Raw genomic sequence first — 20,902 nt, 5'->3', positions numbered from 1 at the left:
GACGAGAATGGCCTCGTACGTTGCCGCCATCGACCAGGGAACGACTTCGACGCGGTGCATGATCTTCGACCACTCCGGCCGGGTCGTCGCGGTGGATCAGATGGAGCACCGGCAGATCTTCCCGAAGGCGGGCTGGGTCGAGCACGACCCGACCGAGATCTGGACCAACACCCGCCAGGTGTGCGCGGGCGCGCTGGCCAAGGCCGACCTGGTGTCTTCGGACATCGTCGCCTGCGGCATCACCAACCAGCGGGAAACCACCGTGGTGTGGGACAAGACCACCGGCAAGCCGGTGTACAACGCGATCGTCTGGCAGGACACCCGCACGGACGAGATCGTCAACGCGCTGGCCACCGGGGAGGGCGGCCAGAACCGGTACCAGAGCAGGACCGGCCTACCGCTGGCGACCTACTTCTCCGGACCCAAGGTCAAGTGGATCCTGGACAATGTGGACGGTGCCCGCAGCCGCGCCGAACGCGGTGAGCTGCTGTTCGGCAACATGGACACCTGGGTGCTGTGGAACTCCACCGGCGGCCCGAACGGCGGTCTGCACATCACCGATCCGACGAACGCCTCCCGCACGCTGCTGATGGATCTGGAGCGGCTGGAGTGGGACGCCGACATCTGCGCCGAGGTCGGCGTGCCGACCGCGATGCTGCCGGAGATCCGGTCCTCCTCCGAGGTCTACGGCAAGTTCCGGGAGCGCGGGGTGTTCGCCGGGATCCCGATCGCGGGCATCCTCGGCGACCAGCAGGCGGCCACGTTCGGCCAGGCGTGCCTCTCGCCGGGCGAGGCCAAGAACACCTACGGCACCGGCAACTTCGTGCTGCTCAACACCGGAACCGAGCGGGTGATCAGCCAGAACGGCCTGCTCACCACGGTCGGCTACAAGATCGGCAGCAACGACACGGTCTACTGCCTGGAAGGCTCCATCGCGGTCACCGGGTCGCTGGTGCAGTGGCTGCGGGACAACCTCGGCATGATCGGCACGGCACCGGAGATCGAGGAAGTCGCCCGCACCGTGGACGACAACGGCGGCGCGTACTTCGTGCCCGCGTTCTCCGGGCTGTTCGCCCCGCACTGGCGGTCCGACGCGCGCGGCGCCATCGTCGGCCTGACCCGGTACGTCAACCGCGGCCACCTGGCCCGCGCGGTGCTGGAGGCCACCGCGTTCCAGACCCGCGAGGTGATCGAGGCGATGAACGCCGACTCCGGAGTGCCGTTGAAGTCCCTGAAGGTCGACGGCGGCATGGTGGTCAACGAGCTGCTGATGCAGTTCCAGGCGGACATCCTCGGCGTCCCGGTGATCCGCCCGGTGGTCGCCGAGACCACGGCCCTCGGCGCGGCCTACGCGGCGGGACTCGCGGTCGGATTCTGGACCAGCGAAGAGGACATCCGCTCGAATTGGGCCAAGGACAAGCAGTGGGACCCGGCGATGCCGGTGGAACTCCGCGAAAAGCAGTACCACCAATGGCAAAAAGCAGTCACCAAAACCTTCGACTGGGTCGACTGAAGATCTGCTGCCGGGTTGGCCTGCGGCCGACGTTCCGGGTTGCGGCGGCGTGATCCGCTCTTCGCGAATCAATCGCGCGAGCAGGTCGCGCCGCCGCGGTCGCGCGTGCTCGTGATCGCGGTGCCACACGGCATGGAGGTTGTCACCTGCCGAGCAGGTCGCGGATCGCCTGGAGAACGGCGTCGGGGCGGCGCCAGTGGATGGATGCGTGTCCGGCGCCGTCGACGAGGCGGTTCTCGCCACGCGGGACCGATGCGGCCAGCGCGTCGTGGAGCCGCCGCTTGCCTTCGATCTCCTCGCGCAGCAGCGACTCGGATTCGCCGATCAGCACCGCCTTCTTGAAGTCGTCGATGTCCATGGCAGTGAGGACGATCAGCGGAACATCGGGCAGCGGTCCCGCCTGGCGCATCTCGTCGAGGAACCGGTCGCGGTGGGGCACCAGCCGGTACCCGTCCATGATCCATTCCGGGCTGACGTGGCGTTCGACGAGCGGCTCGCGGATCTCCTCCGGCCAGTCCGCCATCATCTGCGCGAACAGGCCGCGGTAGAGCTCGACGGCCTCCTCCGGCAATTCGTCGGGCAGCTCCTGGTCGGGATCCCATGCGCCCCGCATCTCCGTCAGCTGCCGGGGCATGTAGGCGTCGTAGTCCTCGTGGTCGGTGTCCATCAGCACCAGACCGGCCACCTCGCCGGGAAAGCGCGTCGCGTAGAGGCGTGCGTAGAGGCCGCCGAGGGAGTGACCGACCAACAGGTAGGGGGCGGGCACGTCGGCGGCGCGCAGCAGTCCGCGCAGCTCGTCGGTCACCTCGGCACAGGTCAGCGGCGCGTCGACCCGGTCGCTCCAGCCCGTCCCGGTCCGGTCGTAGACAACGCTCGTGGTGAGCTCGGCGGCCTTTTCCCAGACGTTCCAGTAGTCCAGCCCGACCCCGCCAGCGCCGGGCAGCAACACCACCGCCGGGCTGCCGTTGCCCGCGCGGTGCAGCGGCAACCGTCGGCCCCCTACCTCGTAGTACTGCCCTAGTGGCGGCGCCCCGGACGGTCGGTCGGGCATCTGGTCTTGCATCGCTGACTCCCTCGCTGTCGGTACATTCCCAACTTTGGGAACGGTACCAGATATGGGATCGCGCCTCGGTGGCGACGCTTTACCTTCGCCCGCATCCGGCGCGGACGCGCATCGGGCATGCCAGGTAGCAGAACTGTCCATTGTGGACCTGCTGCGCTGTGGCGCCCTGCGGCATTTCCGTTACCGGGGCTTTCCTGCCGATCGTCACACCGGAGCCGCGAACGCTGTTCCCCCTGGCCTGGCGCGCGTTCGTCATGGCTGCAGGTTCTCGGACGGTATGTGGTCAGCGTTGGTGGTCGAGTTCTTGCGCTGGTTCGTCGGCGATCTCGTGGAGGGTTGTCAGGGCGGCGTTGATGGCGGGGTGATCGCGGGTGCCTCGGACGATCGCGGTGCGGAAGCGGCGCACCGGGGCCGCGGGGCCGGTGAGCGGAATTCGGGCGATGTCCGGGTGCGGCGGCAGTTGGGCTCGTCGGGGTACCAGCCCGATACCCAGATCGCTGGCCACCAGGGTCCCGACCACGCTCCATTCGTGGGCTTGGTGGACGATCGTCGGTGCGAATCCGGCTTGCGCGCAGGCGGCGAGCACGTGTTCGCGGTAGGACGTTCCGGGCATCCCGACTATCCATGATTCGCATGCCAGTTCGGGCAGGCTGACCACGGGTTCGCAGGCGAGCCGGTGCTCGGCGAAGACGAGCAGGTCGAACGGGTCGTCGAGCAAGAGCTGCTGGTCGAACCGGGCATCGGTCAACGGCGGGCTGTCCCTGGTGGCTTCGACGACCGCGACGTCGGCGTCGCCCGCGAACAGCAGGTCGAAGCAGTCGCCGGGTTCGGCCTCCTGGACGTGCACGCTGAGTGCTGGCCAAGTCTTCCGCAGCCGGACCGCGGTCACGCTGAGCAGGGTGCACACCGCAGTGGGGAATCCGCACAGGCGCAGCGCACCGGCGGGTGCGTCCGTGCTGGTCGCGCGCAGGTCGGCCTCGGCTTGGCGCCAGCGTTCTTCGATGGCATCGGCGTGCGCCAGCAGGCTGCGCGCGGCCGGGGTCAGCCGCACTCGGCGTCCATGCGGTTCGAGCAGGGCGACACCGAGTTCCCGACCCAACTGGCGGATCTGCTGGGAGGCCGCCGAGGGGGTGAGGTGCACGGCCTCGGCTGCGGCGGTCACCGTCCCGCAATGCGCCACCGCGCGCAGGACGTGCAGACGACGCAGGTCAATCATGCAGTCGTTTGTACATGGTTCCGTGCAGGGATAGCACCTGGACCGGCATGCTCCGGCCCACCACTCTGGAACCAGAGATTACGGCCGGTCAGAGAGGTGGACTGCGATGTCCGAGTGCCCCTTCTGCGGGTGGCCCGATGACCGACTGGTGGTCGTCCTGTCGCGGCATCAGGGCGGCGAGGGCGAGACGCTGTGGTCGCGGTGCCGATGTGGTTCGTTGCAGGCGCGCGTGGTGGGCGTCGGTGGGCGCGCCGAGGTCGTCGCGCGCTCCCGCCCCGTCACGAGCGTTGCGGGGTCCGCCTGCCGGGGTGGTATTCGCCGAACCGCCTCGGCTGGCGAACTGGTTCGGTGCGTGCAGTGCTGACGACCTGGATTTCGCTGCTGATCACGACCGCCGTTCTGCTGTCGGCCGCCATCGACCTGGCCAAGTGGGCCCAGCAGCTGCGGAACAACACGGGGCAGTACCACTGCCGACGCCGTTGACCCCCACCACCGCGGCCTTGGATCGCGTTTCGGTGCGGCACCTCAAGAAACGGGTTTCACCGTTGATCAACTCCATGCGAGAGTGGGCCGATGACCGGCGAACTGGCGTCGTACACCCGAAAAGGAGCACCATGACCGAAGCCGCCGAACACGAACCTGAAGGACTTCGGCAGGTGCGGGCGGACATCGACGAGATCGACCGCAAGCTCGTCGAACTCCTCGCCGCCCGAGGCAGGTGCGTCCAGCGCGCCGCGACCTTCAAGCGCAACGAAGCTGAAGTGCGCGGGCCCCAGTCGCGCATCGATCACATCATCACGCGTGCACGCGTGATCGCGACCGACAGCGGCGCCGATCCCGACGTCGTGGAGACGACGTTCCGCGCCATGATCACCGCCTTCATCGACGCCGAACTGCGCATCCACGCCACCCTGGACAACGAGCCCGGAACCACCCGTGGCAGTTGAGTGGGCGCAAACGACCGGGCAGAGCTCACGTTCGTCGGACGTGCAGTCCCGCAAGCACGACTCTTGATCTCGACTAATGGTCGCCCTCGACGCTACGGGAGTACGTCGGGGCAGGCTGTTCAGCCTGTTGTCGAGCCGCTTCGGCCGACCAGGTAGTCCTCGCCGCCGACATACACCGTGTGTCCGCTCTCCAGCGGTGCCGTGACCGCGGACATGATCTCGGCGGCGAACTCGGAGATCGTGGGCAGGGAGCCAGCCTGGGTGCGTCGAGTGTCGATGGCGCCGGGGTGCGCTCGTTCCAGGAGGGTGACGGTGATCGTGCCCTTGATCATGTCGCCCGAGACGACCACCAGGGTGATCCCGCGCGCCGCCAGGTCGGGAATTCGGTCGCGCAGGGCGTCCTCGCCTGCCCGCTTGCTCGCGGCCACCGGTTCGTACTCGCGGTAGGTGGGCTGACCGCCGTGGAAGTGCGCCTGGTGACTGGTGACGAAGATGATCCGGCTCGATGGCGCCAGCAACGGTGCCGCAGCGTCCACAAGCGACAGTTGAGCGTCGCGGTTCAACCGGAGCGCGTAGCCGGGCGCGACGTCGCGTTCCATCCCACCGGAGGCATTGAGCACCAGCAGATCCAGTCGACCGCACCGATCACGAATCTCGGTGATCATGCTGGTGACCGCCGCCTGATCGGTGAGGTCCGCGCACACCGCCGAGGCCACCCCGCCAGCGCGCGTGATCTCGTCGACGACCTGTTGAGCGCGCTTGGCCTTCTCCCGGTAGTTCACGAAGACGCGCGCGCCCGCGACACCCAGCAAACGCGCCGTCTCGGCGCCGATCCCCCGCGATCCTCCCGTCACCAGCGCAATCCGCCGAGCAAGACTTCGACCCATACCGACCCCCTCATCCGGTCGACCATCGTGTCGGCGCCAGCGGCCACGTCAGCACTCCGCGGCACCGCGGTTCGCGGCAGTCGAGTGCTCACGGCTGCCCCGAAGCCAGCCATCCGGACCATGTCGTTGACGAACTCGTCGAGATCCTCGGGCCACGGCAGCGACGGCTGGGCGATCAGCAACGACGCGCAGCCGTGCATCGCAGACCACAAGCTCAGCGCCAGCGTGCGCGGTTCACCGCGCAGCACTCCGTTGTCCACGCACGCCGCAACGGCGTCCACCATGTAGCCGAAGCACGCCTCCGATGCGGGCGAGACCTCCGGGCCAGCCGCACGGCGCATCATCAACACGCGGTACTGCACCGGATGATCAAGGGCGAACCGGATGTAAGCGCGTCCACATTGGCCCAACGCGATGAACGGATCCGTCAGCCGGGCACACGCTTCGCGGATTCGGCTCCCCAACCCGTCCCACGCTCGCAGGCACACCGCCTCGACCAGTTGGTCCTTGCTCGCGAAGTGCCGGTACACCGACGGCGTGGTGACCCCGGCGCGCTCGGCCACGGCACGCAGCGTGAGCACGTCCTCGGTGCCCGACTCGACCAACATCCGCTCAGCCACCAGGAGGATCTCGTCACGCAGCCGCCCGCCCTCGCCTGGATTGGCCCGCACCCGCCTACTCGACACTCGATCACAATGACATCGTCACCCTGACACTGTCAACTTCGCCGGAACGCACGTACCGATGAGCTCGGGACATCCGCCAGCGAGTTGGCGTCCTCTTCGGACTGTGGTTCTCGTCGATCGTTTCGGTTGGTGTCGCCGGGAAATTGATTGGACGCGGTAAGTAGCCTTACACCATGGTTCGAGATGAACGTGGTGTGACGGCCCAGAGCGAGGACTTCTCCGCCTGGTACAACGAGTTGGTCGTCAAGGCCGAGCTGGTCGATCGCGGACCGGCCAAGGGCACCATGGTCATCCGACCGTACGGCTACCGGATCTGGGAGCTGCTGCAGGACGAGCTGGACCGGCGCATCAAGGACACCGGCCACCACAACGCCTACTTCCCGCTGTTGATCCCGCAGAGCTACCTGCAGCGCGAGGCGGAGCACGTCGAAGGTTTCTCGCCCGAACTCGCGGTCGTGACCCACGCCGGTGGGAAGGAACTGGACGAGCCGCTGGTGGTCCGACCCACCTCGGAGACCGTCATCGGCGAGATGATGGCCAAGTGGATCTCGTCCCACCGGGATCTACCGATGCTGCTCAACCAGTGGGCCAACGTCGTGCGCTGGGAGCTGCGCCCTCGAACGTTCCTGCGCACCACTGAGTTCTTGTGGCAGGAGGGCCACACCGCGCACGCCGACCAGACCGACGCGATGCGCGAGACCATGCTCGCCTTGGACATCTACACCGAGGTGGCGCGGGAGGTCGCCGCGATCCCGGTGGTCGAGGGCGAGAAGACGCCGGGAGAGCGGTTCGCGGGTGCGGTGCGGACGTTCACCATCGAGGCCATGATGGGTGACGGCCGAGCGTTGCAATCCGGAACCTCGCATTACATGGGCGAGAACTTCGCGCGGGCGTTCGGCATCCGCTATGCCAGCGAATCGGGAGAACTCGCCTTTGCGCACACCACGTCGTGGGGCATGACCACCCGCATGCTGGGCGGTGTGATCATGGCCCACGGCGATGATCGCGGCTTGGTGCTGCCGCCGCGACTGGCGCCGCACCAGGTGGTGATCGTGCCGATCGGCCACGGCGAGCAGGGTGATCAGGCGCGGTCGGCCGCCCATGCCCTGAGCGATCGACTGCGGGCCGCGGCGGTGCGCGTGCATGTCGATGATCGGACCGATTTTTCCCCCGGGTTCAAGTTCAACCAATGGGAATTGCGGGGTGTGCCGGTACGACTGGAGCTGGGACCGCGTGACCTTGCCGCCGGGGTTGTCACCGTGGTGCGTCGCCTCGGCGATGCCAAGGAACAACTTCCGCTCGATTCGGCGCCGCAGGCCCTGCCTGGAATCCTTGAAGAATTCCAGGAACTCCTGCTGCGTCGCGCCACCCAGTTTCGGGACGCGCACACCGTCGTGGCTGATGATTGGGCGGCGTTCGCGGACGCAGTGGCCGTCGGCTGGGCCTCCGCATTCCATTGCGGCGCTGTGGAGTGCGAAGAGGAGATCAGGGAAGACACGAAGGCGACCCCACGTTGTGTTCCCCTCAAGGCCTCTGAAGAGGCGGGAGCATGTGTCCGCTGTGGACGACCTGACGGATACGGTAAGCGGGTGTTGTTCGGCCGCGCGTACTAGGCGGGGGCCGACTTGGGCGTCCCGGCGGGCGAGAGACTTCCTCGTGGCCGCATCCAAGCGATCACACGGGTCGGAACGACGTGGACGCGGCCCTCGGATTTTCCCTAGATCCCTGCGATTGTCGCGGGCGCGCGTTCCGCTCGGCTCAGCGCGCGCAGCACGGCCGTTTGGCCATGTCGATGCACCGCCAGTCGGGACAGCAGGTCGAGCACCGGCTCGAAGACCTGCGATGGCAGTTGCGGCGTCGCGATGTCGACGCTCAGCGCCAGGTCGTCGGAGTGCACGACGATCTCCATCATGCGCGTCAACAGGAAATCGTTGAGCAGCAACGGCCTCGCGGTGAAAGAGACGACTCGATCGGCGGGTTCGGTTGACAGTGCCGCACGTTGCTGGTCCACTGCCGATGCGACTTCGCTCGCCAATGCTTCCGCGCCGTTGGCTGCTGCTGCCTCGCCACCTTCCCGAATGCGCACGTTGATCTCCGCGTCGACATCGACGTGGAACGCCTCGGCCCGTGCGTAGAACTCGACAACCGACAGCGGCTCCGCGTCGGGACTTTCGGCGGCGAGCAATCGAGAAACGTAGCCGACCTGCGACCCCAGGTGGCCCGCCAGCCCGGCGACGCTGAACTCCTTCAAAGCGCTGGGCTGGCCCCACGCCGCGGCGACTGCCGGATCTCCGAGCAGTGCCGCCGCCGACGCTGCGGCCTCCAGGTAAGCATCTCTGATCGCGATCATTCCTCGGCCCTCCAACGACTTGTGCTCCTGCGGCGCAAGTCAAGCACGGGAGAGCCGAACCGTGCGCGGCATGTGGTTACCAACACCACTTGATCGAGCTGCCCGGCATGAACGGCTCACCCCTTGCGAAACGACGCCACCGCAACCGATCGACTACCAACAGCAGGGACCTGTCTTCTGAATCGCTCGAAAATTCGGTCGCTGCTCGTGGTAGCGCTTTGGTAGCGTCCAGCTAGTGGTTCTTGAGCGTTCAGCGACGCCGAAGGCGTCTTAGCGACACCTTCCAGGCTCCACCGGGACTCCCGGCGGGGCCTGTTTGGCGTGTCCTGCTCGAACCACGTTCTGGGATTCCCCTTTGTCCGCGGTCATCTTCTGCTCCTGGTGCGCCCTGTTCGGTGCTGTGGCGGGCCCGGCCTCTTCATCTTGAAATCCCGGTTGGCGGCAGGTGCATTCGACAACGCGCACCCAAAGTCTTCGGACGCGGGCAGTTCGAGTCCCGAAAGGGCATGGGGAAACGGATGTTTCGCTGACTCGACCTCGATCGGCTCGTCCAGTGGGGCAGTTTCGTGCGACGTCCCGGTTCTGGTCGACGCCGTGATCTGGACCGGCCACTGCGGCCCGCAGCCGTCAAACCCGGTCAGGCGGCGCTGGTTCGCGCAGCGGTGACCACCACCGTTGTGTAGGACATCATGAAGCCGCCCCCGATCGTGTCGATGGCGGCCCCGACATCGGCCAGCACCTCCGCACGCTTGTCCGACGGGAGCGGGGTTAGACCGCCGGTAGTGCGCAGCAGGCCAAGCCACTCGTCTCGGGTGTAGGACCGCTGCCAGTCGAATCGCCACTGCTCCGAGGCGTCGAACCCGCCCGCACCGTCAGCGGCTTTGATGAGCAGCGCCTGGTAGCGGTCCAGGGCCGACCTCGCCGACTGGGCGTTGGCGTTGAGCGGCGAGTCGGGCACCACCCGCCGGTAGGCCTCGGTGAAGGCATCCGCCACGGCGGACGGGGGCTCGAACACGTGCCAGAACGCGGCCAGCCGACCGCCTGGCCGCAGCACCTGCGCCGCCTTGGCCGCGCCCGCGACCGGGTCCACCCAGTGCCAGGCTTGCCCGGCGATGACCGCGTCGAATTCCCGACCAGCGGGATCCCACGCCTCGAAAGTCGCCACCTCGACCTCGACACCGCTGCGCCGCGCCAAGGCGGCCATCCGCGCGTCGGGCTCGACACCGAGCACGCGGCAGCCCGCCGCCTGGAACTGCCGGGCTGCGATGCCGGTGCCGCAGCCGACGTCCAGGAACCGCGAGCCTGGGCTTTCGGCGACGATCCGCTCCACCATTGCGTCGGGGTAGCGGGGCCTGGCCTGGTCGTACTGTTCGGCGTCCACCCCGAACGACTCGGCCATCCGCCGGTGTTGATGAGGCGCTTGCTCGCCGGGACGTGGTTGCTCCTGCGGTAATGTGGGCATGCGCCCACCATAGTGGGCATACGCCCACTCGACCATCGGACATTCGTTCGCGATGAGCGAAAGAGAGGAAGCGCGGTGCCGACCGGGGTACACATCCGCGAGGTGCGAGAGCAGCTCTTCGACGCCGCCGAGCGCGTCCTGCTCCGGGACGGGCCGAACGCGCTGACCAGCCGAGCGGTCACCACCGAGGCAGGCTGCGCGAAGGGCGTTCTGCACCGCCACTTCGCCGACTTCGACGCGTTCCTCGCCGAGCTGGTGCAGGATCGCATCGGCCGGATCGAAATCCAGGCCGCCGCCCTGCGCGAGTCCGCCGGGACCGGCACCGTCGTCGACAACCTCACCGGCGCGCTGACCGCGCTGTTCTCCTCGGTCGCGGTGGGAATCGTCGCCCTGGTCACCTTCCGGGACGAGCTGCGCGCCCGGCTGCGCCAGGCCGGACTGGCCGGGCTCCCGATAGCGGCGGAAGCCGCGTCCATGATCGCCTCCTACCTCACCGCAGAGCGCGATCTGGGCCGCATCGCGGCCGACGCGGACATCGACACGCTCGCCCCCACCCTGATCGGGGCCGGGCACCTGCTGTTCGCCGATCGGGAAGGCGGCCCGCCGAACGCCGACGCCGTCCGGAAGATGGTGGCCACGGTCATCGCCAGCGTCGTGCGAAAACCGCTGCTGTGAAGGACTCAGCGCGCCCGAGGATCGGCCGCGGCGACAATTCGCCGACGTCTCCGCCTTGGTCACCACATCCGAGCGTCGGGTACGCCGTGGCCTGGCTGCGACTGATGTGCGGGACGGATGGCGATTTCGCGCGAAATCGGCCGCCCGTCGAGTCCGGATGCGTTGGTTCACCGACCGGCAGTCTCGTCCAGGAATGCTCCGGCCTGCACGGTCATGGCGTCGCCGAGGTAGCGGCGCAGGCCCTCCGGTGAGCCGTCGAGGCCGTTGATGGCCCAGGAGCGGCGCTCGTGGTCGATGACGTGGAGTTCCCACACACAGGCGAACAGATGGTCTTCTGCGGGTTCGAAGCCGCCCGCTGTCCCACCGGCGCGCAGCAAGTGTTGGCACAGGATGTCGCCCTGCCACCAGTGCACCAACAGCCACGTGGCGTCCTCGCCCCGGTGGACGATCAGGAAGCCGCATCCGCTGCCCGCTGGCAGGTGGGAACGAGCGGTTTCTACCGCACCGTCCCGCAACTGCTCCGGAACGCCCTGCCCGTCGGCGCTGATCGCGTAGAGCTTCAGTCGCCACTCGCCTGCGACTACCAGGCCGTGGAAGTCCGTGCGCCGCAATGTGAAGGTCACGAACGCGCAATTGTAGGCGAGTCTCGCGCCGCGTGGCTGGCGTCGGCTCGACGGGACGGATAGGAGCTCGACCAGGAAGTCGGCGAAGTGCACCAGATCCGCGAGCTCGGACAGCTCGGCACCCAGCCCCCAGGTCGGGCAGATCCACCCGGCAGCCGCCGCTGACAAACCGTCAGTCAACCGCAAATCTGGCGGTGCCACCGTGCCAGACCCAGAGCCGTCCACGTGCTCGGACACGCCAACAGCCTGGGATGTCTGCCCGCGTGTCCGCGAAGCAGTGGATCGCTGGACTGGTCGCGGTGCCAGGATGGAGGGATCGTCCGGTCCCAAGCGAGGTGCCGCATGGTCAAGCGCAGAACCAGACTCATAATGGCGGCCATCGCCTCCGTCGGCGGCGTCATCGCCGGAGGTGCGTTACCAGCGCTATCAGCTCGAACGGGAGGACCGCCTCGGCGTCACGCTCTACAGCGAGCCCAACTACCGTGGCACGCGCCAGACACTGACGTGCACCCACAGTCCCAGAGTTCCTATTCACTCAGCGAGACGCGACTACCTCGCGTCGGCTCCATCAGGGTTCAACGATTCACCGACACGTTTCGACCGGCAGTGTTCAACGCCGCGGTAATTCCTTCGTGGGCTTGGACGATCATCACCTCCATCAGGGACAAAGACCCGGATGCGGCGGAGTGGCGCATGGCCGCACTGTCCCACGTGCTCGACATGCTCGACCCCGGCTCGTGGCACACCGTGCGAGATCCCGCAGGAGACAAGCAGTCCTGGGTTCGGTTGTGGGCCGACCAGCCCACGTATCCGCTGCCGCCGCGCGATGCGGCGGCAGGTCCTGACGAGCAACCTCGGCACGACGTCCTGGCCGACGTTCCCGATCTTCGGGCCGTGGAGCACGCGCACCGGCTACTTCGAACTCGGCGTCCGCCAACCCCCACCGCGCGCATTCGTTGGCGCGACCGGGTCTTGAACGGCGAAAGCCCTTCGGGCCTGCGATGATTCGGCTTGCCATAAGTCGGATCGCCGCAGGTGGTAAGCACTTCATGGTGGTGCGACCCGAGGTTGCGTCGCCGCCAATCGGAACCAACGACGCCCAGTTTGCCCCAGCGAAAGCGTGCTACGAATCGAACGATTCCACAGCCGCCAGCACGGTTGCGCACCTTCCCAACGACGCCACGGCGCAACACTTGGCTGCTGTTGCCCTGTCAGCTCGGGCCTTTGCGTCCCACGAGGTGAAAGACGCGACTGAGTTGGCGGTAGGGGTCTCGTCGGCTGGCTTCGAGTTCGACTGCGGCTGTCGCCGCTACCTGCTGTGAATCGCCGGGATCCAACTCGGCTCCGCTGAACTCCAGCCAGTCGACGAACAGCCATACCCCGTACCAGCGCAGTGGCTCCACGCCCCGGCTCACCAGAAGCTCGCTGAGTTCTTCAACCGTGTCGGCTCGGCCCGGCACTCCCAGCACCCCGACCTCGGTTCTGGTGTCGAACGCCGCCAGAGCGTCGTCCCACCGCCGTTCCAAGGCCGGGCGCACCGCCATCGCCTTGGCGTTGCCCGTCATGATCGAGACCACGCCACCGGCAGCAGCGCACCGGCACAGCTGGTCGACCGACAGCTCCGGCTGCTCGAGGTACCCGAGCACGCCATGGCACAACACGGCGGCGAAGCGCCGACCCTCGACCGCCTCGTCGGCGTTCTCGCCATCGGCCTGCAAGAGCGTCACGCGCCGCTGGGCCTCCGCAGGCAGCCCCTGGAGTCGCTGTTGAGCTTTGTCCAGCATCGCCTGCGACGGATCGAGCAACGTCACGTCGTAACCGGCTTGGGCCAGCGGAAACGATTGATGTCCCGCGCCGCCGCCGACGTCGAGCACTGGCGCTGGGGGCGCCGGTAAATGCTCCAGCAGCTGCTGGTGCAACACATAGGTGCGCACGCGCCCCTTCACCGAGGCATAAGCCCCATCGGCAAATTGGTCGGCCAAACCGGCCCAGGTGTCATCGCCCACCACATGAAAGTATCAGTTAGTAGTTAGTAAGTAGTAATCTAACCGTCATGGCTGCGCGTATGAGCGGACCGCAACGGCGGTCCCAGGTGTTGGGGATCGCCGCGGATGAGTTCGCGAATCATGGACTTCACGGTGCGTCGATCGAGGCGATCGCGCACGAGGCGGGCATCACGCAGCCCTACGTGTTCCGGATGTTCGGGACCAAGAAGGCGCTGTTCCTGGAGCTGGTCGGCGCAGCCTTCGATCGTTTCAGCGACGGCATGTCGCAAGCCGCCAAGGGCGCCCGAGGTCTCAGCGCGCTGGCGCTGATGGGGGCGCAGTACTACGAGTTGCTCGCGGACCGCACCACCCTCTTGTTGCAGCTGCAAGGCTTTGCCGCCTGCGGTGATAGCGAGGTCCGTGATCTGGTGCGGGCGCGAATGTCCCGCATGTGGGACACGGTTGCCGATACCGCGGGCCTTGACCCGGTGACCGTGAAGTCGTTCCTCGCCTTCGGCATGCTTCTCAACAACGTGGCCGCCCTCGATGTCGACGAGCTGGACGAGCCGTGGGCCAAGGGAGTGCGCACGCGCATCCAAGCGGGGCTGTTCGAGCACATCACCACCGACACCAACCGATGAAACCGCTTGCCTGACGACCATCCACGTCACACCGAATCCGCGCGATTTCCAAGCCCAGTCTTCTGGACCGTTCGCATCGGCAGGGTTTGGGGCCGGGTGGGGCGTGCCGATCGCGCCACCCGGCCTATGGAACCGCCGCGCGCCGGTCGAGGGGTGACTCGTCGCGTCATGGCGGTTTGGCTTCGGAGACATCGGGCCGAGCGCCTGCACAGCAGAGGATTCACGTCCCCGCGCCGCTGCGGGAACGTCTGCTGTGGTGGAAGAGGTTGTGGCGACTACAGGTTCGCTAGTCCGCCGCTAGTAGATCGGCCAGGACCTGGGCTTTCCTGCCGTCGTCCGATTCATCCGGGTACCAGGTGCAGGCGATGTCGCGGGCTCGGACTCGACCGGTGGCTAGGATTTGCCGGGCCGCTGTGAGCACGGACGACGCTGGTGGGCCTTCGGTGACCGGGAAGCGCAGGCCGGACAGTTCGGTCGCGTCGAGCACGTCCAGGTCGATGTGCAGGAGGATCGGGCCGTCCGGCAAGGCCGCCGTGGCGATCTGGTTCACCTCGCACTGGGCGATGTCGGCGCTCGCCAGGTACTCGGCTTCGGCACGGTCGAGGTCGCGGGCATCCACCAGCAGAGCTCGGTCTTCCGGTAGCGGCCGCAGACCGAGGTGGTCGGCGAGCAGTTCCGGGCGGTAGCCGACCATGATGCGCAGCGGCATTCCACCGATATAACCGGATTCCGTCGTCTCCAGGGTCTGCACGTCACCGTGCGCGTCGAACCAGACGATCGACGCATCGGTCCCCGCCTGCTGCAGCCCAGCGAGGACGGCGAGCGAGACCATGCAATCCCCGGAAACCACGGTGGGCAGCTCGCCTCGGCCCGCGATCTGCGCGACTTCTCGCGCCACCGCGGGGTACAGCGTGCTGAGACGTTGCCACACGTCGCCGTCGGGCAGTGGCATCGTCACCGTCGCGTCGGCATGCGGCAGCGGAATGCCGGACTCCGGCAGCCGCTCGTCGAGGTGGTACGGCACCAGAACAACGGTCACTTCTCGACATTAAGCGCTGCCGACCGCCGTTGCGACTGGATTTTCGGGTCGTTAGCGGAAGTCGTCGGCGTGCTCCACGGCCCACTCGGCGAAGGTTCGCGCGGGACGACCAGTCACCTGTTGGACCGTCGGCACCGGCGCGTCGAGGCGCTGCCCGCCTCGCGCCCGATAGGAGAGCATGCTGTCGACGATGCCAGCTGGCACACCGGCGCCGATCCACCGCGCACGGGCCTGCTCCGGGGTCTCCTCCTCGAACCGGATCTCCCGGCCGATCGCCGCGGCGATCGCGCGGACCTGTTCCGGCGGGCTGATCGCTTCCGGCCCGCTCAGTGGGTAGGCGACACCGGCGTGCCCGTCCTCCAGCAGGGCGGCGACCGCCACCGCTGCGATGTCGTCCTCGTGGATCGGTGCATGTCGCGCCTCGGCGTGCGGCTCGCGGACCACGCCTTCGGCGCGGATCGCTTCGGCCCAGGACAAGGAGTTGGTCGCGAACGGGCCGGGTCGCAGGTGGGTCCACTCGAAACCGCCCGCTTCCACGGCCTCTTCGACAGCGCGGTGTCGCTCGCCGATCATGTTGCTCTCGGGGTATGCCACCGCTATCGAAGACAACAGCACGACACGTCGGACATCCGCTGCCTTCGCCTGCTCGACGAACGTCTGGGCCCCTTCGGGAACCGGGAACAGGAATACGCGGTCGACTCCAGCGAGTGCCTTCGCCAGTGCGTCCGCGTCAGCGAGACCGCCTGCGACCACCTCAACCCGATCAGGCAGCCCAGCAGTTTCCGGCCGCCTCGTCAACGCCCGCACCTGCGCCCCGGCCGCGAGCAGCCGATCGACCACGCATCGCCCGACGTTGCCCGTCGCCCCGGTCACCAACACCGTCATTAGCAATCCCCTCAGCTCATCTACTAGTTGCTGAACGTAGAACCTCCAGCGCACTGGAGATCAAGGCGGCGACCGGATCATCCCCGATGTCGAATTGCGTCAGGCTGGCAGCGGCAGGTCGTCGCGCACCAGTCCCGCTGCGACCAGTTCGGTCCACAGCGCAGCCGGTACTGGTCGATCGAACAGTTCGGCGTTGCTGCGCACCTCGTCGGCCGACCGCGCGCCCACCACGACGCTGGTCACCGCCGGATGCGCCGCGACGAAAGCCATCGCGACCTGCGGCAGGCTCGCACCGTGCCGATGGATCACCTCGACCATCCGAGCCACGCGCGCCCGCAGCTCCGGCGCAGCCGGGGCGTAGTCGTACATCGCTTCCGGTCCCGGCTCGTCGGTGGCCAGCACGCCGCCGTTGAAGACCCCGGCCGCGAGCACCGATACGTTGCGGCGCAGGCACATCGGCAACATGCTGTCCACTGCGGACTGTTCGAGCAAGGTGTACCGCCCAGCGAGCAGCACGGCGTCCACGTCCGTCTCGGTGACGAACCGCTCCAGCATCTGCCACTGGTTCATGCCGACCCCGATCGCGCCGATCACCCCTTGCGACCGCAGCTCGTGCAAGGCCGGATACGCCTCGCCAACGGCCTGTTCCCAGTGCTCATCCGGATCGTGGAGCAACACCACGTCGATGCGGTCCAGGCCGAGCCGTTGCAGGCTGGCCTGCAACGAGCGCCGCACACCATCTGCGCTGAAGTCCCAAACCCTTTCGTGATCGGCCGGGACGTCGAAGCCCGCATCGTCGCGCAACCCGGCACGTTGCGGGCTGGGCACCAGCAGCCTGCCGACCTTGGTGGACACCACCAGTTCGTCCCGCGGCCTCCCGGCGAGCGCCCGACCGAGCCGCCGCTCGGCCAGACCGAGCCCGTAGTGCGGGGCGGTGTCGAAGTAGCGGATCCCCGCGTCCCACGCCGCAGCAACAGCCGCGAGCGCGGTGTCCTCGTCCACGGCGTGGTAGAGGTTGCCGATCACTGCACCGCCGAAGCCGAGTGCCGAGACCGGAACGGCCGATCCGCCCAGCCGACGGAACTTCATGCGTCCCGCCCGGTCGGTAATTCCCACACCTGCGTCAGGCCGGTGTCCGCGCCCGAGTAGTCGTCCTCGACGGCCAGCAGTTCGGACATCTCCGCCTGCCACGCGACATTCGCCGGATGGTCGCGCAGGGCGTGCCGCATCGCCTGGTAGTCCTCGACCTCCACCACGTGGAAGAGGTCCTGGCCGTCGCGCCAGATCCGCCAGCTGTGCACACCAGCATCGCGCAGCGCAGCGTCCAATTCGACGGGGATCACCGCGTGCACCCGTTCGTACTCGGCTTCCTTGCCGGGCTTGAGCTTGGTGCGCAAGGCGATTCGCTGCATGTCCCACTTCCCTTCAGTCTTGCGCAGGCCCTGCATCCCGCCGTCCACCGCGAGGGTGTGGTCGTCGCCCCGGCTGCCGGACCGGCGAGGTAGGTCCGACCAGCGAAATCACTCACGCGTCCGTCCCCTCGGCGATCGACGTCCACACCGGGCCGTCGGGATATGCGTAGTCGACCAGCGTCTCTGGTCGCAGCTGCGCGGAGAACCCCGGACGGCTCGGTGCCAGGTAGCGGCCGCACCGCAGCGTCACCGGATCGACGAAGTGCTCGTGCAGGTGGTCGACGTATTCGATGATCCGGTCGTCCATCGACGCCGACACCGCGACGAAGTCGAACATGGCCAGGTGCTGCACCAGTTCGCACAGGCCGACCCCGCCAGCATGCGGGCACACCGGAACGCCGAACTTCGCCGCCAGCAGCAGAATCGCCACGTTCTCGTTGACCCCGGCCACCCGCGCCGCGTCCAACTGCAGGTAGGACAAGGCGTTGGCCTGCAACAACTGCTTGAACACCACGCGGTTCGGCACGTGCTCGCCGGTGGCGACCCGGACCGGAGCAATCGCCTTCGCGATGGCCGCGTGCCCGAGCACGTCGTCCGGGCTGGTCGGCTCCTCCACCCACCACGGGTCGAACGGTGCCAGTTCGCGGACCCAGGCGATCGCGGTATCCACGTCCCAGCGCTGGTTGGCGTCCACGGCGATGCGGACGTCCGGGCCGACCGCCTCACGGGCTATCCGCATCCGCCGGACGTCGTCCGCCAGGTTCGACCCGACCTTGAGCTTCAGTTGCCGGAACCCCTGCTCAACGGCTTCCTGGCAGAGCCGCCGCAGCTTGTCGTCGGAATATCCGAGCCAGCCCGGTGTCGTGGTGTACGCCGGGTAGCCGCGATCCCGCAGCGCTGCCGCGCGGGCCGCCCGGCCCGGCTCTGCCCGGCGCAGGATCTCCAGCGCCTCACTCGGGGTCAGGGCGTCGCTGAGGTACCGGAAATCGACGAGATCGACGATCTGCTCCGGGGTCAGCTCGGCCAGCAGTTGCCACAGCGGCTTGCCCGCCCGCTTCGCCTTCAGATCCCACAGCGCGTTGATCACGGCCGCGATCGCCATGTGCACGACGCCCTTTTCCGGGCCCAGCCAGCGCAGTTGGGAGTCGTGCACCAACGCCCGCCACATGCCGCCGAGGTCGTCCAAGGTCTCCTGGAGCGGCCGAGAGACCACGAAGGGTTCCAAGGCGTGGATCGCGGCGGTCTGCACGTCGTTCCCACGGCCGATGGTGAAGGCGAAGCCGTGGCCTTCGAGGGCGTCGCCCGCATCCGTGTCGAGCACCACGTAGGACGCCGAATAATCCGGGTCCGGGTTCATCGCGTCCGAACCGTCCAATTCGCGAGAAGTGGGGAATCGGATGTCGTAGGTCCGCAGGCCGGTGATCGTCGCAGCCATCAGGCCCACCTCGCTTCCTGCACGTCCACCGGACCTCCCGGCAACGGGTGTGCCTCTTCAACAGGTATAGCGACCGCTGCGGCGAATTCCAAGATCACCCGCATTCGTGACTCGAGGGCCCGGCCGGGCGAGACGACCTGGTCACCGGGCCGCTGGCTTCGGTTGTTGACTTCGCCCGCACGCGAACTCCTAGTTTGGTTTCGTGGACTTGTTGCAGGTGGGCGAAGCCGCCGAGCACTGCGGCGTGAGTGCGAACGCGTTGCGCTACTACGAGCGAGTGGGCTTGCTGGAGCCCGTCGAGCGGGACGCCGGTGGGCGGCGGCGCTACGACGAACAGACGATCGCCCAGGCGGTGTTCGTGATCCGGATGCGGCAGACCGGGATGACCATCCGCACCCTGCGGGAGTACCTGGACCTGATGCGCGCTGGCGAGCACACCATCGACCGGCGCCGGGAGATCCTGCTGGACCACCAGGCCCGGCTGCTCCGCCAGCGCACCGCGATCGACGCCTGCCTGGGGCTCATGGCGAACAAGCTGGACGCGTTCGGGCAACTGGCGGCCGCGGAAGGCAAGCGATGACCGGACGAACGTTGCTCCGAGGCGGCCTGCTCATCGGCCTCGACCGGTCGGTTCCCGACGGTCAGGTGGGTGTTGACGGCCGGGGAGATCTGCTCATCGAGGACGACCGGATCGCCGCCGTCAGACCGGCCCTGCCAGCGGTCGACGCCGAGGTCATCGACGCGACCGGCATGCTCGTGCTGCCCGGACTCGTGGACACCCACCGGCACACCTGGCAGTCCGTCGTGCGGCAGCGGGGTGCGGACTGGAGCTTCTCGGACTACTTCGAGGAGATCTTCCTCCGCATCGGCCCGCGCATGCGACCGGAGGACGTGTACGCGGGCACGCTGCTCGGCGCGTTGGCGGCGCTGGACAGCGGCGTGACGACCCTCGTGGACTGGGCCCACGTGCAGAACACCCCCGAGCATGCCGATGCTGGCATCGAGGCGTTGCGCGACGCCGGGATCCGCGCCGTCTTCGCGCACGGTTGGCCGTGCACGGATGCGCGACGCTGGATGTCGAACAGCGCCGAGCCGCATCCGGCGGACCTGCTCCGCCTGCGTGAGCGGATTCCCGGTGACGACGGCCTGATCACGCTCGCCATGGGTGCGCGCGGGCCGGGCAGCACGATTCCGGAGGTCACCACCGCCGATTTCGAACTGGCCCGCGAACTCGGACTCCGGATCACCATGCACGTCTTGGGCGACAACGACGTCGTCCGACTGCACGGTGCTGGACTGCTGGGCCCGGACATCACACTGGTGCACGCCTCGCGATGCCACGACGGCGAGCTCGCGCTGGCGGCTGACCACGGCGTCAGCGTTTCCATCGCACCGCAGATCGAGCTGGCCATGCCCGGCCTCGGTCTGCCGACGATCGAAAGGCTGCTGGCCGCTGGCCTCGCGCCGACCCTCAGCGTGGACAGCGAGACCGCCGCAGCGGCCGACATGTTCACGCAGATGCGGATGGCCGTCGCGGCACACCGCGCCTGGCAGGGGCGCGAACTACCGGCACGGGACGTTCTGTCCTGGGCGACCGTGCACGGCGCTGCCGCCAGCGGCTTGTCGGACCGGATCGGTTCGTTGGCTCCGGGCAAGGCCGCTGATGTCGTACTGCTGCGGGCCGACGACGTGAACCTGGCGCCGCTCACCGCCCCGGCCGAAGCGGTCGTGCTCGCCGCGCATGTCGGGAACGTCGACACGGTGCTGGTCGCTGGCCGCGTCGTCAAACGCGGCGGCCGACTCGTCGGCGACCTGGCGCGGGCTCGACGGCTCGCGGCTGCCGCCAGCGAGCACCTTCGCTAGTGCGCTTGCCGAGACGTTCGCCGGATCGCACTGGCAGCCGCCCGATCATCCAGCCCGTCAACACCCGCGATCCACTCAGCCGAGGTCAAGAGTGGAGGTTGTTGTGCTTGCTCGGCTCTCGCTCAGCACATCGCGCCTCTATCATTCGCGCGCCCAGCGGACGTCACCGCTGGCACATAGATCACTAAGAGAGCGTCTGCGAACTGGGTCAGCGGGGGAG

Annotated in this window: 22 protein-coding genes; 9 read left to right on the top strand and 13 right to left on the bottom strand. The window is 67.8% G+C overall.

The window, feature by feature from the left end; genetic code table 11:
• Positions 1–7: 7 nt before the first annotated feature.
• On the top strand, positions 8–1,513 hold the full coding sequence (gene glpK / locus MOQ72_RS16815) for a glycerol kinase GlpK (RefSeq protein ID WP_242184607.1): 1,506 nt from the start codon (positions 8–10) through the stop codon (positions 1,511–1,513).
• Positions 1,514–1,655: 142 nt separating this feature from the next.
• Here glpK and MOQ72_RS16810 read toward each other — a convergent pair whose 3' ends face one another.
• Together MOQ72_RS16810 and MOQ72_RS16805 are read right to left on the bottom strand one after the other, a co-directional pair.
• Positions 1,656–2,576: an alpha/beta fold hydrolase gene (locus MOQ72_RS16810; protein ID WP_242184606.1), complete on the bottom strand. Its 921-nt coding sequence runs from the start codon at positions 2,574–2,576 to the stop codon at positions 1,656–1,658.
• Positions 2,577–2,859: 283 nt separating this feature from the next.
• A complete protein-coding gene (locus MOQ72_RS16805; protein WP_242184605.1) occupies positions 2,860–3,792 on the bottom strand; it encodes a LysR family transcriptional regulator in 933 nt (310 codons plus the stop codon).
• 348 nt (positions 3,793–4,140) lie between these two features.
• Here MOQ72_RS16805 and MOQ72_RS44525 point away from each other — a divergent pair, with 348 nt between their 5' ends.
• Both MOQ72_RS44525 and MOQ72_RS16800 read left to right on the top strand, forming a co-directional pair.
• Complete coding sequence (locus MOQ72_RS44525) at positions 4,141–4,275, top strand: hypothetical protein (RefSeq protein WP_277954184.1); 135 nt, start codon at positions 4,141–4,143, stop codon at positions 4,273–4,275.
• Between the two features lie 131 nt (positions 4,276–4,406).
• Positions 4,407–4,739, top strand: coding sequence for a chorismate mutase (locus MOQ72_RS16800; protein ID WP_242184604.1), 333 nt, complete (start codon positions 4,407–4,409; stop codon positions 4,737–4,739).
• Positions 4,740–4,858: 119 nt separating this feature from the next.
• On the opposite strand, the gene MOQ72_RS16795 is transcribed toward MOQ72_RS16800, so the two are convergent.
• Both MOQ72_RS16795 and MOQ72_RS16790 read right to left on the bottom strand, forming a co-directional pair.
• Entirely contained in the window at positions 4,859–5,593 is a 735-nt protein-coding gene (locus MOQ72_RS16795) for an SDR family oxidoreductase (RefSeq protein WP_308197895.1), read from the bottom strand.
• The gene (locus MOQ72_RS16790; RefSeq protein ID WP_242184601.1) at positions 5,590–6,312 is read right to left on the bottom strand and encodes a TetR/AcrR family transcriptional regulator; all 723 of its coding nucleotides are present in this window, start codon (positions 6,310–6,312) and stop codon (positions 5,590–5,592) included. The genes MOQ72_RS16795 and MOQ72_RS16790 overlap by 4 nt, the downstream gene beginning before the upstream one ends.
• 173 nt (positions 6,313–6,485) lie before the next feature.
• Here MOQ72_RS16790 and proS point away from each other — a divergent pair, with 173 nt between their 5' ends.
• Positions 6,486–7,925, top strand: coding sequence for a proline--tRNA ligase (gene proS, locus MOQ72_RS16785; protein ID WP_242184599.1), 1,440 nt, complete (start codon positions 6,486–6,488; stop codon positions 7,923–7,925).
• A gap of 104 nt (positions 7,926–8,029) precedes the next feature.
• On the opposite strand, the gene MOQ72_RS16780 is transcribed toward proS, so the two are convergent.
• Both MOQ72_RS16780 and MOQ72_RS16775 read right to left on the bottom strand, forming a co-directional pair.
• The gene (locus tag MOQ72_RS16780; RefSeq protein WP_242184582.1) at positions 8,030–8,662 is read right to left on the bottom strand and encodes a maleylpyruvate isomerase N-terminal domain-containing protein; all 633 of its coding nucleotides are present in this window, start codon (positions 8,660–8,662) and stop codon (positions 8,030–8,032) included.
• Positions 8,663–9,299: 637 nt separating this feature from the next.
• Positions 9,300–10,061, bottom strand: coding sequence for a class I SAM-dependent methyltransferase (locus tag MOQ72_RS16775; protein WP_242184640.1), 762 nt, complete (start codon positions 10,059–10,061; stop codon positions 9,300–9,302).
• Between the two features lie 138 nt (positions 10,062–10,199).
• Here MOQ72_RS16775 and MOQ72_RS16770 point away from each other — a divergent pair, with 138 nt between their 5' ends.
• Complete coding sequence (locus MOQ72_RS16770; protein WP_242184580.1) at positions 10,200–10,799, top strand: TetR family transcriptional regulator; 600 nt, start codon at positions 10,200–10,202, stop codon at positions 10,797–10,799.
• 167 nt (positions 10,800–10,966) lie between these two features.
• Here MOQ72_RS16770 and MOQ72_RS16765 read toward each other — a convergent pair whose 3' ends face one another.
• Positions 10,967–11,590 carry a hypothetical protein gene (locus MOQ72_RS16765; RefSeq protein ID WP_242184579.1) on the bottom strand — a complete coding sequence of 208 codons (624 nt, stop codon included), beginning with the start codon at positions 11,588–11,590 and terminating at the stop codon, positions 10,967–10,969.
• A gap of 525 nt (positions 11,591–12,115) precedes the next feature.
• Here MOQ72_RS16765 and MOQ72_RS16760 point away from each other — a divergent pair.
• Complete coding sequence (locus tag MOQ72_RS16760; RefSeq protein ID WP_242184578.1) at positions 12,116–12,427, top strand: hypothetical protein; 312 nt, start codon at positions 12,116–12,118, stop codon at positions 12,425–12,427.
• 206 nt (positions 12,428–12,633) lie between these two features.
• Here MOQ72_RS16760 and MOQ72_RS16755 read toward each other — a convergent pair whose 3' ends face one another.
• Positions 12,634–13,428, bottom strand: a complete 795-nt coding sequence (locus tag MOQ72_RS16755; RefSeq protein WP_242184577.1) for a class I SAM-dependent methyltransferase — start codon at positions 13,426–13,428, stop codon at positions 12,634–12,636.
• A gap of 86 nt (positions 13,429–13,514) precedes the next feature.
• Here MOQ72_RS16755 and MOQ72_RS16750 point away from each other — a divergent pair, with 86 nt between their 5' ends.
• Positions 13,515–14,048 carry a TetR/AcrR family transcriptional regulator gene (locus tag MOQ72_RS16750; RefSeq protein ID WP_242184576.1) on the top strand — a complete coding sequence of 178 codons (534 nt, stop codon included), beginning with the start codon at positions 13,515–13,517 and terminating at the stop codon, positions 14,046–14,048.
• 286 nt (positions 14,049–14,334) lie between these two features.
• On the opposite strand, the gene MOQ72_RS16745 is transcribed toward MOQ72_RS16750, so the two are convergent.
• The 5 genes from MOQ72_RS16745 to MOQ72_RS16725 all read right to left on the bottom strand — a co-directional run bounded on the left by MOQ72_RS16745 (position 14,335) and on the right by MOQ72_RS16725 (position 18,819).
• Complete coding sequence (locus MOQ72_RS16745) at positions 14,335–15,087, bottom strand: arginase family protein (protein ID WP_242184575.1); 753 nt, start codon at positions 15,085–15,087, stop codon at positions 14,335–14,337.
• 51 nt (positions 15,088–15,138) lie between these two features.
• Positions 15,139–15,972, bottom strand: coding sequence for an NAD(P)H-binding protein (locus MOQ72_RS16740; protein WP_242184574.1), 834 nt, complete (start codon positions 15,970–15,972; stop codon positions 15,139–15,141).
• Between the two features lie 99 nt (positions 15,973–16,071).
• Positions 16,072–17,061, bottom strand: coding sequence for an aldo/keto reductase (locus MOQ72_RS16735; protein ID WP_242184573.1), 990 nt, complete (start codon positions 17,059–17,061; stop codon positions 16,072–16,074).
• On the bottom strand, positions 17,058–17,384 hold the full coding sequence (locus MOQ72_RS16730) for an L-rhamnose mutarotase (protein ID WP_242184572.1): 327 nt from the start codon (positions 17,382–17,384) through the stop codon (positions 17,058–17,060). Before MOQ72_RS16730 ends, MOQ72_RS16735 begins: the two co-directional genes overlap by 4 nt.
• Before the next feature lie 112 nt (positions 17,385–17,496).
• The gene (locus tag MOQ72_RS16725) at positions 17,497–18,819 is read right to left on the bottom strand and encodes an enolase C-terminal domain-like protein (protein ID WP_242184571.1); all 1,323 of its coding nucleotides are present in this window, start codon (positions 18,817–18,819) and stop codon (positions 17,497–17,499) included.
• Positions 18,820–19,021: 202 nt separating this feature from the next.
• On the opposite strand from MOQ72_RS16725, the gene MOQ72_RS16720 reads away from it, so the two are divergent.
• Positions 19,022–19,399 (top strand): MerR family transcriptional regulator, encoded by a 378-nt coding sequence (locus tag MOQ72_RS16720; protein ID WP_242184569.1) that lies wholly within the window; start codon positions 19,022–19,024, stop codon positions 19,397–19,399.
• Positions 19,396–20,682, top strand: a complete 1,287-nt coding sequence (locus MOQ72_RS16715) for an amidohydrolase family protein (RefSeq protein WP_242184567.1) — start codon at positions 19,396–19,398, stop codon at positions 20,680–20,682. Before MOQ72_RS16720 ends, MOQ72_RS16715 begins: the two co-directional genes overlap by 4 nt.
• Positions 20,683–20,902: the final 220 nt, after the last annotated feature.

It is taken from the genome of Saccharopolyspora soli (assembly GCF_022678645.1).
GTDB classification, from domain to species: Bacteria; Actinomycetota; Actinomycetes; order Mycobacteriales; family Pseudonocardiaceae; genus Saccharopolyspora; species Saccharopolyspora soli.
Note: the sequence above shows the minus strand (reverse complement) of the source record. Positions and strands in the feature narration are given on the sequence as shown.